Origin of the sequence: Pseudomonas chlororaphis, assembly GCF_001921865.1 — a bacterium.
In the GTDB taxonomy this organism is placed as follows: Bacteria; Pseudomonadota; Gammaproteobacteria; order Pseudomonadales; family Pseudomonadaceae; genus Aquipseudomonas; species Aquipseudomonas chlororaphis_D.
The window spans coordinates 349,673-366,591 of record NZ_MSCT01000019.1 but is presented as its reverse complement, the minus strand read 5'-3'; the positions used below and the strand labels follow the sequence as shown (position 1 = coordinate 366,591).

Below are 16,919 nucleotides of genomic sequence, written 5' to 3'. Positions count from 1 at the left end.
CAGCGATTCCCGCCTCGTCTTACGTTCCTCGTTGTTCCTCAGAGAGGTACGTTCGTTTCTATCCTTGCCTTTCAACGCGATCGGAAATCCCTGAAGCGCCCCGTCTTACCGACTCCCCTGCTGTTTTTGCTGCGCCCGCTGTGGGTGGTTCGCGAAAACAAGAATGTCGGGGGCTTTTAGCAACTCTCTATAAGGGAACGCTGGAATCGGCCGATAACCCCATGGATGTCGTTGCGGATCAAATGGCGATGCCGTGGGCCGAGTGCCTGAAGAGCGGGCGTCATTGAGGGTTGATGTAGCATGCATTAATGGCCTTGCGCCATTATCGTTGTCCGCCGGTCGGCAGAGGGTGGCCTTGAGCCTCTCCTGCTGTTGCCTCGGGCTTCATCTTTTTACGGGTGTGGAATCTTCGATGCTGGCGTACCACCAAAAAAGCTTTTTGATCGTCGATGATTTCTCCGATTTCCGCAGTTCTGTCCGATCCATGTTGCGTGAATTGGGCGTCAAGGACGTCGACACTGCCGATACAGGCGAGCAGGCGCTGCGCATGTGTGCGCAGAAGCGCTATGACTTCATCCTCCAGGATTACCACCTGGGCGACGGCAAGAAGAATGGGCAGCAGGTACTCGAAGACCTGATGAGCGACAAGCTGATCAGCCATGAAAGCGTGTTTCTCATGGTCACTGCCGAGACTAGCCAGTCCATGGTACTCAGCGCCCTCGAGCATGAGCCGGATGCCTACCTGACCAAGCCTTTCAACCGTTCCAGCCTGGCTCAGCGGCTGGAGCGGTTGCAGCAACGCAAGTCGCTGCTCAAGCCGATCCTGCAAGCTCTCGATCGCGGCAAGCCGGTCGACGTGTTGAATGCCTGCATCGCCCTGTGCAAGCAGGACCCGCGTTATTCGCCGTTATGCCTGCGTTATCGCGCCGACGCTCTGCGCGACATGAACCAGACCGAGGCGCTGGAGCGGTTGTACGAGAGCATTCTGGCGGATCGCCCGTTGCCGTGGGCTTATGTCGGCCTGGGCCGCCTGCTGTTCAAGCGTGGCCAGGTGGCCCAGGCCAAGGCTGTCTACGAAAAGGCCTTGAAGGCCTTTCCAGTGATGCCGGCGCTCTACGACGGCATGGCTGATGTGCTGCTCGCCGAAGGGGATTCCAAGCGTGCCCAGAGCGTTCTCGAGGAGGCGGTGCGCCTGTCGCCGCTGGCCGTGCGCCGACAAGCGTTGCTGGGCAAGCTGGCGATGAACAACGAAGACTTCGAGACCGCCTCCAAAGCGTATCGCCAGGCGGTATCCCAGGGAGCGCAATCGCGGTTCAAGGACCCTGAAAGCAACCTCGGACTGGCGCATGCCTTGATCAGCAAGGGCAGCGAAAGAGGCCTGGATACCCGTACGCGTCTGGAGATCAACAGCACCCTGAGCGCGGTGGCCAAGGAAAACCCCAGCGATCCAGGATTGCAGATTCGCGCGCGCCTGATGAAAGCGACCAGCCTCTTGCTCAACGACGCTGAAACGGCGGAAAAACTCACCGAGCAGGCGATGCTGCGGCTGGACGGGATGGAGCAATTCATGAGCCCGGAAGCAGCGTTGCTGGTGGCCAAGCAACTGCAGATGCTCGGGCAGGCCGATGCCGGGACATCGATGTTGAAAAACTGTGCGGAAATCTACGGCGACGACCCGAAGGTCATGGAAGGCATCGCCAAGCTCACCGATGATCCGGCGATCCTCAATTCCTCCAACGCCGCCGCTGACATGAACCGCCAGGGCGTGCGCAGCTACAAGGCTGGTGCCCTGGGCGAGGCGCGGGATCTGTTCCGCCGGGCCTTGGCCATGCAACCGAAGAACATCAGCATTGCCCTGAACATGGCGCAGTCGTTATTGCACGGCACTGACATCGCCCAGGACGCAACGCTGCTGGAGGAGTGCCGGACCTGCCTGAAAATGGTTGGTTTGATGCCCGATACCGACGCGCGATATCCGCGTTATCAGAAGCTGCGAAGCAAGGCGTTTGGCGAATGAATACTCACGAACAGGCTCTGGATTTCTCCACGGTGATCGCTTCCACCGTGCATGACATGAAAAACTCCCTGACCCTGCTCATGCAGGCGCATGGCCAATGGCTGGCCGGGCTGCCGCCGGAGCAGCAGCGCACGCCGGAGCAGGGCGTGATGGAGTTCGAGTTCGCCCACCTTAACGGCATGCTGGTGCAATTGCTGGGGCTGTACAAGCTAGGGGTCAACCAGTTGCCGATACAGCCGGGTTACCACGAGCTGGACGATTTCATCGAGGCGCAACTGGTCAGCCACCAGGATGTGTTCGCCAGTCGTGGCATTGCCGCGGCCTATGAGGTCGATCCTTTGACTCCGCTGGGGTTCTTCGATCGGGAGCTGGTCGCCTCGGTGTTGGGCAACTGCATCAATAACGCCATTCGGTATGCGCGCCATGCGTTGCTGGTCAGCGTGCACGATGAGGCTGGGCAGACGGTGCTGACCATCAATGACGATGGCGAGGGTTACCCGCAGCAGATGATCGATAACCAGGCCGACTATGTGCAGGGCATCAATCACAGCAGCGGTAGCACGGGCCTGGGGTTGTATTTCGCGGGACGCATTGCCGCGCTGCACCAGCGCAACGGTGTCTGCGGGCGCACCGAAATCCGTAATGGCGGGCCTCTGGGGGGCGGCATATTCAGCCTTTATCTGCCTTGAGGCGGTTGCCGGTCCCCTAAGGCTTTGCCGCATTTGTGTTGTGTGTCTCGATGGCTTTTTGTTTGCCGCTGCTTGAAATTCCGAACAGGCGGAGCCTATTTTGTACGGGTCGCCGTTTTCGGCTCGTACAACAACAAGGATTGAGTCATGACAACCGATGGCCGCAGTTCACTCGCGCAGCGATTGACGGGCATTGACGAGATTGAATGTGTCACTCCGGATCTGAATGGCGTGCCACGGGGCAAGGTAATGACTGCCGAGGGCTTCCTCGAAGGGCGGCGTCTGCAGATGGCTCGCGGGGTGCTGCTGCAATGCATCATGGGAGGCTATCCGCCAGCACGTTTCTACGGCAGCGACGACGGCGACCTGGCGCTCAATGCCGACCCGCAACAGATTCACCGCCTGCCCTGGAGCCAGCCGCTGCGAGCCCTGGCGATCTGTGATGCGGACGAACTGAGCGGAGAAAGCTCGCGTCTTTCCACTCGTGGTCAGCTCAAGCAGGTCATCGCACGCTACGCTGCTCGCGGCCTGTCGCCAGTGGTGGCGACCGAGCTGGAGTTTTTTGTGTTCGCGCCCAATACCGATCCGACCCAACCCTTCCAGCCGCCCGTGGGCCTGGACGGTCGTCGCGAAGATGGGCATTCGGCGTTCAGTGTCAGCTCCAACAACGGTCTGCGGCCATTCTTCAATGAGGTCTATTCCTGCATGGCAGCGTTGGGCCTGCCGCGCGATACCTTCATGCATGAAATGGGCGTCAGTCAGTTCGAGATCAACCTTTTGCATGGTGATCCGCTACTGCTGGCCGATCAGACCTTCCTGTTCAAGCATCTGCTCAAGGAAGTGGCGCTCAAGCATGGCCTGACTGTGGTGTGCATGGCCAAGCCGCTGGCGCATACGCCCGGCAGCTCGATGCATATTCACCAGAGCCTGGTCGAGTCGGCCAGCGGTCGTAATGTGTTCAGCGACGAAGCCGGAGAGCCGACTGCAACGTTCCGTCACTTCATTGGTGGGCTGCAGGCTGGGTTGGCGGACTTCACCGCGCTGTTCGCGCCGAACGTCAACTCCTACCAGCGCCTGTGCCACCCTTATGCATCGCCGAACAACGCTTGCTGGTCCCATGACAATCGGGCGGCAGGCTTGCGTATTCCAGCCAGTTCGCCAGTGGCGCGACGGGTCGAGAACCGTTTGCCGGGCGCCGATGCCAACCCGTACCTGGCGATTGCCGCAAGCCTGGCCGCGGGGTTGCACGGTATCGAAAACGAACTGGAGCCGGCGCCGGCGATTCAGGGTGAGTTTGCCGTGCCGGACAGTTTATCGTTGCCTTGTACCTTGCATGCGGCTCTCGAGCGTCTGAAGCGTAGCCAGTTGGCCAGGGAATTGTTCGGCAATGAGTTCATCGAAGGATATGTCGCTTCGAAGACCATGGAGTTGACCAGTTTCTTTGATGAAATAACGCCTTGGGAGCGGCGCGTTTTAGCGGCCCAGGCTTAACCGAAACGTCGCAGTCGGGTTATCTTCGGGTGGCCCGACACTCAATTCAAGGAGCCGCTCGGAACGCCGATGCGCCAAATCTGGAAATCCTTTCGAGCGCTTTATTTCGCCTCGCTGATGATGTTGATCGGCTCGGGTTTGCTCAGCACCTACCTGGCATTGCGCCTGGCCGCCGATCATGTCGACGGATTGTGGGTGGGTGCCTTGATGGCGGCCAACTACTTCGGCCTGGTGCTGGGGGGGAAAATCGGTCACCGCCTGATTGCCCGGGTTGGCCATATTCGGGCTTACGCCACCTGTGCCGGGATCGTCGGTGCGGCGGTATTGGGGCATGGGCTGGTGGACTGGTTGCCGGCCTGGCTGATGCTACGGATGGTCGTCGGCCTGGGCATGATGTGTCAGTACATGGTCATCGAAAGCTGGCTCAACGAGCAGGCCGATGCCAAGCAGCGTGGGCTGGTATTCAGTGGCTACATGATTGCCTCGTACCTGGGGTTGGTCCTGGGGCAACTGATTCTGGTCATGCACCCGGCCCTTGGGCTTGAGCTGCTGATGCTGGTAGCCCTGTGCTTTGCCTTGTGCCTGGTGCCGGTGGCCATGACTCGGCGCATTCACCCTGCGCCTTTGCATCCGGCGCCCATGGAGCCACGCTTCTTTATCAAGCGTGTTCCGCAGTCGCTGAGTACGGTGCTCGGAGCGGGGCTGATTGTCGGTTCGTTCTATGGCTTGGCGCCGCTGTACGCCTCCCAGCAAGGCCTGAGTACCGAGCAGGTCGGCCTGTTCATGGGGAGCTGCATTTTTGCCGGGCTGGTGGTGCAGTGGCCGTTGGGCTGGTTATCCGATCGTTACGATCGGGCCCTGCTGATTCGTTGTTTTGCCTGCTTCCTGGCTGTGGCAGCCCTGCCATTGGCGATTTTGCCCGAGGTGCCGCTGGAGGTGTTGTTTGCGCTGGGGTTCCTGTGTTCGCTGGTGCAGTTCTGCCTGTACCCGCTGGCGGTGGCCTTTTCCAACGACCATGTGGAAAGTGATCGGCGGGTCTCGCTGACCGCGATGTTGCTGGTGACTTACGGCGTCGGGGCCAGTGTCGGGCCTTTGGTGGCGGGGGTGCTGATGAAGTTGTTCGGCAGCCAGATGCTGTATGCATTCTTCAGTTTTTTTGCCCTGGTACTGGTCTGGCGTATCCGGCCGAAAGCGGTGACCAACCTGCATCAGGTCGATGATGCGCCACTGCATCACGTGGCGATGCCGGACAGCATGGCCAGTTCACCACTGGTGGCTGCGCTCGATCCGCGGGTTGACGAACAGGTGGTGCAGGATCAGATGCAACAAGGCAACGTGCCGGGAGCCGACGCCACGACGGTAGTCGCGGACGAGGTTGAGGAGCCGGCGGTGGCGCCGGATGATCCAGGGTCGGACCCGCTCGGTGGGGGTAGGCCCTAAAGCAAAAAAAACGGGCAGTCGCCGCAAGGGACTGCCCGTTTTTTCGACCTTCGAGTCTCAGAGGTCGTCTTTGTCGAAGCGTCGAGCCTCGCGCTGCAACTGATAGACAAAACGCTCGACCTGGCGTTGGACCAGCCCGCTCATGTTATGAAAGCGCACGCCGGCGAACGTCGTGTCGATCTTCTCTTCGTGGTGCAGATAACGCAGTTCTACCGGTGCGGTCATGCTGCCGAAGGGCAGGGCGGCGATAAAGCGTTCGTAGACCTGGCCCAGTTGCAGGCGGCCGGAGATGTCGCCATCGAAACGCAGCTTGCAGCCGGTGGCGGAGATATCCAGCAGTTTGCCGGAGATCGGAGCCTTGAGTTTCTCGCCCCCCAGTTCGATGTTGACCAGTTGGGCCAGTTTCAAGGCGGCGCGAAAGGCGTTGCGGCGCTGGTGATAAACCACTTCGTCCGGCAGGGGGCCACGGTAGCAGCGTCCGCCATTGGATTCGTCGATGGTTGGGACGCTGTTGCTTTCCCAGGCAATACGCACGCCTTCGTGAAAGCCTTCGATACGGAATGGCTCGCCAGCGAGCATGAAGCGTTCGCCGTCACGAGGAATCATTTCATCCAGGGCGATCATGTTGGCATCGCGATCGAGTTCGATCAGATAACTTTGAAAGCGCTGGCTGCGTTCGTGGAAAGTGATGATCAGCGGGTCATGGCTCTCTTGCAGCAAGCGCAGCGTGGAGGTGATTTCCAGGGGCGTGGTGAGCACCTTGGGTGGCTGCGGCGCATCTTCTGCGTTTACGGCACTGAACACGGTTCATCAATCTCCAGACAAAATACGACTACACGCAAGAGCCGGCATTTTGCCAGCATGTTCCGTGACTTGATAGGGCGTGCTCATTTCTGGGGTCAAGCCTGGCTAAGCGGACGAGGCTTCGCAAGGTTGGAGGTAGAGCCGCGCGCATCATAGAGGGCAGGGGGCTCGCCACCGGTAAGGATTTTCAACTGATTGGCCGTGGTGGCTTGTTGAATCTGGATCGAGCGGCCATTGAGTTCGTTCGCTGCCTGGCAATCGGCAAGCATTTGCGTCAGCACGTCGCTCTGGGCCAGTAACTGGTCGCCAATCGAGGAGTGGCTGGCCAGTTGTTCCAGGCCGGCCCGGCTGGCGGGAAGATTCAGGCTGGCGAGAATTTCGCTGCGTTTGCGGCCATGCTGCTCGAGCAAAATGATCAAGGCTTGCTTCTGCGCGAGAATTTCTTCCAGCAGCGACATGTCGCGACCGTGCAGGGCGAGGGATTCGTCGCCCAACAACGCCAGCAATTGTTGAGCTGGAGCAAAGTCGTCAGTGATCAGTTGCAGCAAATTAGTGTCGTGCATGTATGGCCTTGGGTTTTAAGCGTCCAAAAAACTGGCGCAGGCCTTATGCCTAGCGCTGGGCTTCGAAGTTGAGCAGTTTGCTGGCTACACGGTTGCTATCGACTTTATAGCTGCCATCGGCAATCGCTTGCTTCAACTCGGCCACACGGGCGTTGTCGACGGCAGGCTGATCGCGCAGCTTATCAGTGATCTTTTGCAACTGTTGAGCCTCATTGCTGAGGTGTACCGACTCCCCGCTGATACTGGCCTGTTCGGTCGGGGCGTTCAGCGGCGCGGATTTTTCGGCATCGCCGGTTTCCTTGCTGGCGCTGGTACGCGTGCTGCCAGTGAGTGAGGGAGAGCTGTTTAAACGGCTGAAATCGATGACCATGGTAAAAAAACCTCTGGGTATTTGGACGCTTGACTTGTTTTCGGCAATACCCCGGAAAACTTTAGGCTCAAATATCGATGAGCCCGCACGCGCCGCTGTTGCCCTGCATGGGCCACAGTTTAGGGGGCAACAGGGCGCAGCGCCAGTCGTCTACATGGCGACTTCCACCTGGCCTGGCGCGGTGATCCGCGCTTTTATGACCCGTTGTGAGTTGAGGTTCTTGACCCGTATCTGCTCGCTCATGCCTCCGTTGGACAGGGCTTCGCCCGGCATTTTGACGTTCAGGGTGCCACTACGGGCGGAGATCACCACCTGGTCGCCTTTGCGCACCACTTCAGCCTGTTCCAGGTGGACCAGTGTGACGAGTTGGTCGGCTACCATTGGTCGGACAAGCCGCTGTCCAATGGCTTGATCCACCGAGGTCAGGTAGCCCTGGTTGATCTGGCCGATATCGCGCTCGCGCAGCATCACATCCTCAGGACTGATGATGCCGGCGCGCTTGAGGGGGCGGGTGGTGGTCACCACTTCCCGGAACAGCTTGACCTGGGCGGGGACGAATACAGTCCAGGGCGAGGAGCCCTCGCAACGCACCCGAACGGTCACCCGTCCCAACGGTTGTGCCGGGCTTTCTAGGGTCGCTGTCAATTCCTTGTCGCATCGCGGCATGCGCATCCGCGGGTCAAGTTGATTGACCTGGATCTCATAGCGCCCCGGGGTTTGACTGGTAGCCAGATAGTCTTCTACGGTGAATTCAAGAAACCCTTGAGTGACGCCGATAAGTAGATCAGGCAGGGTTACCGAGTCAGCAAAGGCAGGATGGCCAGGGTTCAAGAAAAACAGTGCCGATAGCCCGCACAGCAATTTGCGGTAGTTTGATGTCAGGCGTCGGGAAAATGTCGTTTTGGCGTTCATAACAGTTAAAAAGCAAGCGCCGTGCCGTTTAGCAATGAGCGCGCGTCGGATCTTTAGCTTTGGGGAGTCTGGACATGGCTGGTGTAATGGATTCGGTGAACCAGCGCACGCAACTGGTAGGGCAGAATCGCCTTGAGCTGTTGTTGTTCCGTCTCGACGGAGGGCAGCTTTATGGGATCAACGTGTTCAAGGTTCGGGAGGTGCTGCAATGCCCCAAACTGACCCTGATGCCCAAGTCCAGTCCTGTGGTGTGCGGTGTCGCGAATATTCGAGGGGCAACCATTCCGATCCTGGACCTGGCAATGGCCACCGGTTCGGGCGGGTTGCAGGATCAGAGCAACCCCTTTGTCATCATCACTGAGTACAACACCAAGACTCAGGGGTTTCTGGTGAGATCGGTCGAGCGTATCGTCAACATGAACTGGGAGGAGATCCATCCGCCACCCAAGGGGACGGGGCGCGACCACTACCTGACGGCGGTGACGCGGGTCGACAATCAGTTGGTGGAAATCATCGACGTCGAGAAAATCCTCGCCGAAGTCGCGCCGACGCCCGAGACCATTTCGGTTGGCGTGGTGGATATCGAGACTCAGCACAAGGCTGTTTCGTTGCGGGTGTTGACGGTCGATGACTCGTCGGTGGCGCGCAAGCAGGTCACGCGTTGCCTGCAGACAGTGGGGGTCGAAGTGGTCGCCCTGAATGACGGTAGGCAGGCGCTGGACTACCTGCGCAAGCTGGTCGACGAGGGCAAGAAACCTGAAGAAGAGTTTCTGATGATGATCTCCGACATCGAGATGCCGGAGATGGATGGCTACACCCTCACGGCTGAAATACGCAACGATCCACGCATGCAAAAGCTGCATATCATCCTGCATACTTCGTTGTCAGGCGTATTCAATCAGGCGATGGTGAAGAAGGTCGGTGCCGATGACTTCCTTGCCAAGTTTCGTCCTGATGACCTGGCATCCCGGGTTGTTGCCCGGATCAAAGAAGCAGATAACAGCTAGGGATATCCGTCCCTGGCGGTCACACGATTTAAGAGGCGGCATCATTGTCTACGGGTAATTTGGATTTCGAACAGTTCCGGGTATTCCTGGAAAAAGCCTGTGGGATCTTGCTGGGTGAGAACAAGCAATATCTGGTGTCGAGCCGTCTCAACAAACTGATGGAACAGCAAGGCATCAAGTCCCTCGGGGAGCTGGTTCAGCGTATCCAGAGCCAGCCGCGCAGCGGTTTGCGAGAGATGGTGGTCGATGCCATGACCACCAACGAAACCCTGTGGTTCCGCGATACCTATCCGTTTGAGGTGTTGAAGAACAAGGTCCTGCCGGAGGCCATCAAGGCCAGCCCCAACCAGCGCTTGCGTATCTGGTCGGCGGCCTGTTCCTCGGGGCAGGAGCCCTATTCGTTGTCCATGTCGATCGACGAGTTCGAGAAAGTCAACATGGGGCAATTGAAGATGGGGGTGCAGATCGTTGCCACCGACCTGTCCGGGACCATGTTGAACAACTGCAAGACGGGCGAGTACGACAGCCTGGCGATCGGTCGCGGTTTGTCAGCCGACCGCTTGCAGCGCTATTTCGATCCCAAGGGGCCGGGGCGCTGGATGGTCAAGGCGCCGATCAAGAGTCGCGTCGAATTTCGCTCGTTCAACCTGCTGGACAGCTATGCCAGCCTGGGCAAGTTCGACATCGTGTTTTGCCGCAATGTGTTGATCTACTTCTCCGCCGAGGTGAAGAAGGACATCCTGATGCGCATTCACAGCACGCTGAAACCGGGTGGTTACCTGTTCCTCGGGGCTTCCGAGGCGCTCAATGGCCTGCCGGACCATTATCAGATGGTGCAGTGCAGCCCTGGGATCATTTACCAGGCGAAGTAAGGGTTATGGTTGTTGGAAAAAGAGGCCTTCGTGCCTCTTTTTTTGTGCCTGTGATTTCACTGGCGCTGGAGAGCGGCAATGGATGCATTGCCGCTTTGCTGACGTTTCGCGGAAATGCCTTGCCGCTTTTCTGGCATTGCCGCTTTGCCGCTTGCCTGCAAGGCCTTGATTTACGGGGGAGTTAGCAGTTGGCACGCTGATTGCTTTGTCCAGCTTACGAAAAATCTGGTCGAAGGTTTCCGACATGAGCATCAGCTTCGATAAAGCGCTCGGCATTCATGAACAGGCTCTTGGCTTTCGCGCCAAGCGTGCCGAGGTACTGGCCAACAACATCGCCAACGCCGATACCCCGAACTACAAGGCTCGGGATCTGGACTTCTCCGCCGTGCTCGCCGAGCAGAACGAGAAAGCCAAGAACGGCAGCTTTGCCCTGAACATGACCAACAGCCGTCATATCGAAGCCGAAGGCCTGAGCAACGGCGACGAGTCGTTGCTGTATCGCACGCCGATGCAACCCTCGATCGACCAGAACACCGTGGATGCCCAACTGGAACAGTCGAACTACGCCGAGAACTCGGTGAACTTCCAAGCCAGCTTCACGCTGCTCAACAGCAAATTCAAAGGGCTGGTGTCAGCCCTGCGCGGAGAGTAATCCATGTCCCTTGCCAGTGTTTTCAATATTGCCGGTAGTGGCATGAGTGCCCAGACCACTCGCTTGAACACCGTCGCCAGTAACATCGCCAACGCCGAGACTGTCTCGTCGAGCATCGACCAGACCTACCGTGCGCGCCACCCGGTGTTCGCCACCATGTTCCAGGGCGCGCAAAGCGGCGGCAGCGAGTCGCTGTTCCAGAACCAGGATGCGGCCGGCCAGGGCGTCCAGGTGCTGGGCGTGGTCGAGGACCAGAGCAATCTCGAGGCCCGTTACGAGCCTAACCATCCGGCAGCCGACGCCAAGGGTTATGTCTACTACCCCAACGTCAACGTGGTGGAAGAAATGGCCGATATGATTTCCGCCAGTCGCTCGTTCCAGACCAACGCAGAAATGATGAATACCGCCAAAACCATGATGCAGAAGGTCCTGACCCTCGGTCAGTGATAAGGGGCGACTCAGATGAGTGTTACCGATACCACCAGTGGCCTGACGCTCAAGGAGATCCTCGCGAACTCCTCGAAGAAGACCCCGACCACCAGCAGCGATGGCCTGGCGGCAGCGACCAACAGCGCCACGGGCAAGAATGCCCTGGGCAAGGACGCGTTCCTGAAGCTGCTGGTGACCCAGCTGAAAAACCAGAACCCGCTGGACCCGCAAGACAACAGCGAGTTCGTTGCCCAGCTGGCGCAGTTCAGCAGCCTGGAAGGCATTACCACGCTGAACGATTCGGTCACGGCAATCGCCGGCAACTATAAGTCTTCGCAAGCCTTGCAGGCTTCTTCCTTGGTTGGCCGCTCGGTGATCGTGCAGTCCGGGACCACCCAGGTCGACACCACGAAGAGCATGACCGGTTCGGTCACCGTGCCGACCGGGGTCAGCGGCGTCACAGTGACCATCACCGACAAGGATGGCAAGGCGGTCAAGACTATCGACCTGGGCAGTCAGAAAGCCGGCAGCGCCAGCTTTGTCTGGGACGGCACCAAGACCGACGGCACCAAGGCCGAGCCGGGCAATTACACCTTCAAGGCCAGCACCACGATCGACGGTAAGGCGACCGATCTGGTCACCTACCTGCCGGCGACGGTCAACAGCGTCACCATCAGCCAGACCGGCGGTGAGCTGATGTTGAACCTCGCGGGACTGAGCAGCCCGGTGGCGCTCTCCAAAGTTAAAACCATTGGTATCTAGAGCCGATTAACGCGGCACAAGGAGTGGAATATGTCTTTTAATATCGGCCTTAGCGGTCTCTACGCTGCCAACAAGCAACTGGATGTGACCGGCAACAACATTGCCAACGTGGCGACCACTGGCTTCAAATCGTCCCGTGCCGAATTCGCCGACGTCTACTCGGCCACTAAGTTGGGCTCCGGCAGCAAGACCGTGGGTAACGGCGTGCGTCTAGCCAACGTTTCCCAGCAGTTCGGCCAAGGCGACGTGAACAACACCGGCAACGTGTTGGACATGGGTATCCAGGGTTCGGGTTTCTTCGTGCTGAGCGACAATGGCTCGCTGACCTACACCCGTGCCGGTACCTTCAAGACCGATAAAGACGGCTATATCACCAACAGCGATGGCACTGCGCGTCTGCAGGGTTACGCGGTCGATGGCAACGGCAAGATTATCAACGGCGTGCTGACCGACTTGCGCATCGATACCTCGAACCTGTCGCCGAAGGCTACCAGCGCGGTGTCCTCGACTATCAACCTGAACTCCACTGCGCCAGTCATCGACCAGAGCGTGACAGGTTTTGCCTTCGATCCGACCAAGGTCGAAACCTACACCAAGCAGTTCAGCACGCCGATCTACGACAGCCAGGGCAACGAGCACAAGCTGGACCAGTACATGGTGAAAACCGGTGCCAACACCTGGAAGACCTATACCTTGGTCGATGGTCGTAACCTCGATGGCTCGGCTCCGACCGTGGGTGGCGCAACCGATCCGGTAGCGTCGACCATGAACTTCGATTCGGCGGGCAAGCTGGTGTCGGTGATCACTCCACCGTCGACTACCCCGAACCCAGGCAATAACCTGACCCTCACTGGCTGGGTGCCGGGCACCGTGACCAACGGTGTATGGAAGGCCAACGGTGCCAGCGCCAATGCTGGCGGCGTGACCATCGCCATGACCAATACCACTCAGTTCAACGCCGACACCGCACGTTCGCTGCCGACGCAGGACGGTTATGCCACTGGCCAGATCACCAACCTGACCATCGACGGTACCGGCACCCTGTTCGCCAACTTCAGCAACAGCCAGAACAAGGCAATCGGGCAGATTTCCCTGGCCAGCTTCACCAACGAACAAGGCCTGCAGCCGGTCGGCGGCACCAGCTGGAGAGAAACCTACGCTTCGGGCGTACCGGGCTACGACGCTCCCCAGACCGGTACCCTGGGTACGGTCGTGTCCAACTCCCTGGAGGAGTCGAACGTCAACCTGACCAATGAGCTCGTGGACCTGATCAAGGCCCAGAGCAACTATCAGGCGAACGCCAAGACCATCTCCACCCAGAGCACCATCATGCAGACCATTATCCAGATGACCTGATAATGGCCGGCTGACGCCGCTCGATAAAAAGCCCCTCAGCGCAGGGGCTTTTTTGTGCCTGCAGGATTTTCTTCCGCATTCGGCTCTTGCTTTTGTAGGAGCGAAGCTTGCTCGCGATAAGCGTCAAGCGCGGTAGTAAGACGGGGCGCCGGGCCTGGTAGGGGGGGCGATTCGTGCCTGGCTCTGGCAACGCAGCCGCTACAGATTGGTGGGTTTTCCGCAGGCAAAAGAAAACCCCCGGCAGGCTAGGGCCTGTCGGGGGTTCGGGTCAGCGCCGGGCGGCGCTTACCGATTGAAGCTTATTGGCACGCTTCGCAATCCGGCTCGTCGATGGCGCAAGCCTTCGGCACTGGAGCAGGACCTGCCGGAGCGGCCAGGACCGAGTCGTCACCGTGGTTGCCGCCGCTGGAAACAGCGTTCAGCTTGCCGGTGTTGATGGTCGACTTCTCGGTGCTGGTCGCGGCCAGCGCACGGAGGTAGTAAGTGGTTTTCAGGCCACGGTACCAAGCCATGCGGTAGGTCACGTCGAGCTTCTTGCCCGAAGCGCCGGCGATGTAGAGGTTCAACGACTGGGCCTGGTCGATCCACTTCTGGCGACGGCTGGCGGCGTCGACGATCCACTTGGTTTCCACTTCGAAGGCCGTCGCGTAGAGCTCTTTGAGTTCTTGCGGGATACGCTCGATCTGCTGCACGGAACCGTCGTAGTACTTCAGGTCGTTGATCATGACCGAGTCCCACAGGCCGCGGGCCTTGAGGTCGCGAACCAGGTACGGGTTGATCACGGTGAATTCGCCCGACAGGTTCGATTTCACATAGAGGTTCTGGTAGGTCGGTTCGATCGACTGCGATACGCCGGTGATGTTGGCGATGGTTGCGGTCGGTGCGATGGCCATGATGTTCGAGTTACGAATGCCTTTCTGTACACGGGCGCGTACTGGTGCCCAGTCCAGGGATTCGTTGAGGTCGACATCGATGTACTTCTGGCCACGGGCTTCGATCAGGATCTGTTGCGAATCCAGCGGCAGGATGCCCTTGGACCACAGCGAACCCTGGAACGTCTCGTAGGCGCCGCGCTCGTCGGCCAGATCGCAGGAAGCCTGGATCGCGTAGTAGCTGACTGCTTCCATGGACTTGTCGGCGAACTCGACGGCAGCGTCGGAACCGTAGGCGATGTGCTGCAGGTACAGCGCGTCCTGGAAGCCCATGATGCCCAGGCCCACCGGACGGTGCTTGAAGTTGGAGTTCTGCGCTTGCGGCACCGAGTAGTAGTTGATGTCGATCACGTTGTCGAGCATGCGTACCGCGGTGTTCACGGTGCGTTGCAGCTTGGCAGTGTCCAGCTTGCCGTCGACGATGTGGTTCGGCAGGTTGATCGAGCCCAGGTTGCAAACGGCGATCTCGTCCTTGTTGGTGTTCAAGGTGATCTCGGTGCACAGGTTCGAGCTGTGGACTACGCCCACATGCTGCTGCGGGCTGCGCAGGTTGCACGGATCCTTGAAGGTCAGCCATGGGTGGCCGGTTTCGAACAGCATCGACAGCATCTTGCGCCACAGGTCTTTGGCCTGGATGGTCTTGAACAGCTTGATCTTGCCGTATTCGCACAGGGCTTCGTAGTACTCGTAGCGCTCTTCGAAGGCCTTGCCGGTCAGGTCGTGCAGGTCCGGTACTTCCGATGGCGAGAACAGGGTCCACTTGCCGTCGTCGAAGACACGCTTCATGAACAGGTCGGGGATCCAGTTGGCGGTGTTCATGTCGTGGGTACGACGACGATCATCACCGGTGTTCTTGCGCAGCTCGATGAACTCTTCGATGTCCATGTGCCAGGTTTCCAGGTAGGCACACACGGCGCCTTTGCGCTTGCCACCCTGGTTGACGGCTACAGCGGTGTCGTTGACCACTTTCAGGAAAGGCACGACGCCCTGGGATTTGCCGTTGGTGCCCTTGATGTACGAACCCAGCGCGCGGACCGGAGTCCAGTCGTTGCCCAGGCCGCCGGCGAATTTCGACAGCATGGCGTTGTCGTGGATCGCGCCGTAGATGCCCGACAGGTCGTCCGGCACGGTGGTCAGGTAGCAGCTCGACAGCTGTGGACGCAGGGTACCGGCGTTGAACAGGGTCGGGGTCGACGCCATGTAGTCGAAGGACGACAACAGGTTGTAGAACTCGATGGCGCGGTCTTCGCGTTGCTTCTCTTCGATCGCCAGGCCCATGGCCACGCGCATGAAGAAGATCTGCGGCAGTTCGAAACGCACGCCGTCCTTGTGGATGAAGTAGCGGTCGTACAGGGTCTGCAGGCCCAGGTAGGTGAACTGCTGGTCGCGCTCGTGGTTGATTGCCTTGCCGAGTTTTTCCAGGTCGAAATCGGCCAGTACAGGGTTCAGCAGCTCGAACTCGATGCCTTTGGCAACGTAGGCCGGCAGGGCCTTGGCGTACAGGTCGGCCATCTCGTGGTGGGTGGCGCTCTCGGCCACTTCCAGGAAGCTCAGGCCTTCGGCGCGCAGGGTGTCCATCAGCAGGCGGGCGGTCACGAACGAGTAGTTCGGCTCGCGTTCTACCAGGGTACGCGCGGTCATCACCAGGGCGGTGTTGACGTCTTTGAGCGCTACGCCGTCGTAGAGGTTCTTCAGGGTTTCGCGTTGGATCAGGTCGCCGTCGACTTCTTCCAGGCCTTCGCAAGCTTCACTGACGATGGTGTTCAGGCGGCCCATGTCCAGGGGCGCGAAGCTGCCGTCGGTGCGGGTGATGCGGATCGACGGGTGAGCCTGCACCGGCTGCTCGCCGGTGGTGCGGGTGGCCCGCTCCTTGGCGCGCGAGTCACGGTAGATCACGTAGTCGCGGGCAACTTTCTGCTCGCCTGCGCGCATCAGGGCCAGTTCGACCTGGTCCTGGATCTCTTCGATATGGATGGTGCCGCCCGAGGGCATGCGACGCTTGAAGGTGGCGGTGACCTGTTCGGTCAGGCGGGCGACGGTGTCGTGGATTCGCGACGAAGCGGCAGCGGTGCCGCCTTCAACTGCGAGGAACGCTTTGGTGATGGCGACGGTGATTTTGTCATCGGTGTAAGGAACGACAGTGCCGTTACGCTTGATCACGCGCAATTGGCCAGGCGCGGTGGCAGACAGATCCAGATTGGTATCGGCAGCCTGCGGCGCGTTGGCCTGCGAGTTCTCGCGAGTTGTGTCGGTTTGCATGGGTGTCTCCACGTTCTCTATGTTTGTTTGGGCACTTTATGGGTGCCCACCGTTCCGTCCTGAAGCACTACAACCGGCGCACGCCGGGCATAACGACTTCGGGACAGTTCAGGAAGGGGGGCTGTAGGCGCCGCTTCCATGCCGAAGTCATCGGTAGCGGGCCAGTGGCTCGTTACCGTATTCCTGGTGGGTGGCAGCCATGTGCTGCAACACCCGTACCGTTTTCCTTGCTATGGGCTGGAAAACTATCAGCCATCCGCACGCGCGGTTTGGCTGCTGAAAATCTGATTGGTTCCACCAAACGAGTGCAAGAAAAGCGCTTGAGTTTCTTGTCTGATTTGTGTTTGGTTTTTGGCGTGAAACC

The 16,919-nt window shown here is 59.3% G+C and carries 16 protein-coding genes; 10 read left to right on the top strand and 6 right to left on the bottom strand.

Translation table 11 applies throughout. The features are described 5' to 3' along the window. Positions 1 to 412 precede the first annotated feature (412 nt). The 4 genes from BTN82_RS21850 to BTN82_RS21835 all read left to right on the top strand — a co-directional run bounded on the left by BTN82_RS21850 (position 413) and on the right by BTN82_RS21835 (position 5,637). A complete protein-coding gene (locus tag BTN82_RS21850) occupies positions 413 to 2,017 on the top strand; it encodes a tetratricopeptide repeat-containing response regulator (RefSeq protein WP_075121169.1) in 1,605 nt (534 codons plus the stop codon). Further along, on the top strand, positions 2,014 to 2,706 hold the full coding sequence (locus BTN82_RS21845; RefSeq protein ID WP_075121168.1) for a sensor histidine kinase: 693 nt from the start codon (positions 2,014 to 2,016) through the stop codon (positions 2,704 to 2,706). The genes BTN82_RS21850 and BTN82_RS21845 overlap by 4 nt, the downstream gene beginning before the upstream one ends. 249 nt (positions 2,707 to 2,955) lie before the next feature. Next, positions 2,956 to 4,197 (top strand): glutamine synthetase family protein, encoded by a 1,242-nt coding sequence (locus tag BTN82_RS21840; protein ID WP_186828430.1) that lies wholly within the window; start codon positions 2,956 to 2,958, stop codon positions 4,195 to 4,197. A gap of 69 nt (positions 4,198 to 4,266) precedes the next feature. Then, entirely contained in the window at positions 4,267 to 5,637 is a 1,371-nt protein-coding gene (locus BTN82_RS21835; protein ID WP_075121166.1) for an MFS transporter, read from the top strand. A gap of 57 nt (positions 5,638 to 5,694) precedes the next feature. Here BTN82_RS21835 and BTN82_RS21830 read toward each other — a convergent pair whose 3' ends face one another. The 4 genes from BTN82_RS21830 to flgA form a co-directional block, all read right to left on the bottom strand. Beyond that, entirely contained in the window at positions 5,695 to 6,441 is a 747-nt protein-coding gene (locus BTN82_RS21830) for a flagellar brake protein (protein ID WP_075121165.1), read from the bottom strand. A gap of 95 nt (positions 6,442 to 6,536) precedes the next feature. Then, positions 6,537 to 7,004: a flagella synthesis protein FlgN gene (locus BTN82_RS21825; RefSeq protein WP_075121164.1), complete on the bottom strand. Its 468-nt coding sequence runs from the start codon at positions 7,002 to 7,004 to the stop codon at positions 6,537 to 6,539. Between the two features lie 49 nt (positions 7,005 to 7,053). Further along, positions 7,054 to 7,374 carry a flagellar biosynthesis anti-sigma factor FlgM gene (flgM, locus tag BTN82_RS21820; protein ID WP_075121163.1) on the bottom strand — a complete coding sequence of 107 codons (321 nt, stop codon included), beginning with the start codon at positions 7,372 to 7,374 and terminating at the stop codon, positions 7,054 to 7,056. A gap of 150 nt (positions 7,375 to 7,524) precedes the next feature. Then, a complete protein-coding gene (flgA, locus tag BTN82_RS21815) occupies positions 7,525 to 8,286 on the bottom strand; it encodes a flagellar basal body P-ring formation chaperone FlgA (protein ID WP_075121162.1) in 762 nt (253 codons plus the stop codon). Between the two features lie 74 nt (positions 8,287 to 8,360). Between flgA and BTN82_RS21810 the strand changes: the two genes are divergently transcribed. Both BTN82_RS21810 and cheR read left to right on the top strand, forming a co-directional pair. Beyond that, entirely contained in the window at positions 8,361 to 9,293 is a 933-nt protein-coding gene (locus tag BTN82_RS21810) for a chemotaxis protein CheV (protein ID WP_075121161.1), read from the top strand. Positions 9,294 to 9,337: 44 nt separating this feature from the next. Further along, entirely contained in the window at positions 9,338 to 10,165 is an 828-nt protein-coding gene (gene cheR / locus BTN82_RS21805) for a protein-glutamate O-methyltransferase CheR (RefSeq protein WP_075121160.1), read from the top strand. 3 nt (positions 10,166 to 10,168) lie between these two features. On the opposite strand, the gene BTN82_RS31195 is transcribed toward cheR, so the two are convergent. Beyond that, positions 10,169 to 10,411 carry a hypothetical protein gene (locus BTN82_RS31195; RefSeq protein WP_148169602.1) on the bottom strand — a complete coding sequence of 81 codons (243 nt, stop codon included), beginning with the start codon at positions 10,409 to 10,411 and terminating at the stop codon, positions 10,169 to 10,171. Between BTN82_RS31195 and flgB the strand changes: the two genes are divergently transcribed. The 4 genes from flgB to flgE are packed head-to-tail and all read left to right on the top strand — an operon-like array spanning position 10,410 to position 13,364. Next, entirely contained in the window at positions 10,410 to 10,817 is a 408-nt protein-coding gene (flgB, locus tag BTN82_RS21800) for a flagellar basal body rod protein FlgB (protein ID WP_075121159.1), read from the top strand. The two genes, BTN82_RS31195 and flgB, sit on opposite strands and share 2 nt — an antisense overlap. A 3-nt stretch (positions 10,818 to 10,820) precedes the next feature. Next, on the top strand, positions 10,821 to 11,264 hold the full coding sequence (gene flgC / locus BTN82_RS21795; protein WP_007921629.1) for a flagellar basal body rod protein FlgC: 444 nt from the start codon (positions 10,821 to 10,823) through the stop codon (positions 11,262 to 11,264). Positions 11,265 to 11,279: 15 nt separating this feature from the next. Continuing rightward, on the top strand, positions 11,280 to 12,008 hold the full coding sequence (flgD, locus tag BTN82_RS21790; protein WP_075121158.1) for a flagellar hook assembly protein FlgD: 729 nt from the start codon (positions 11,280 to 11,282) through the stop codon (positions 12,006 to 12,008). 30 nt (positions 12,009 to 12,038) lie between these two features. Further along, positions 12,039 to 13,364 carry a flagellar hook protein FlgE gene (gene flgE / locus BTN82_RS21785; protein ID WP_075121157.1) on the top strand — a complete coding sequence of 442 codons (1,326 nt, stop codon included), beginning with the start codon at positions 12,039 to 12,041 and terminating at the stop codon, positions 13,362 to 13,364. A gap of 299 nt (positions 13,365 to 13,663) precedes the next feature. Here flgE and BTN82_RS21780 read toward each other — a convergent pair whose 3' ends face one another. Further along, entirely contained in the window at positions 13,664 to 16,555 is a 2,892-nt protein-coding gene (locus BTN82_RS21780) for a ribonucleoside-diphosphate reductase subunit alpha (protein ID WP_075121156.1), read from the bottom strand. Positions 16,556 to 16,919: the final 364 nt, after the last annotated feature.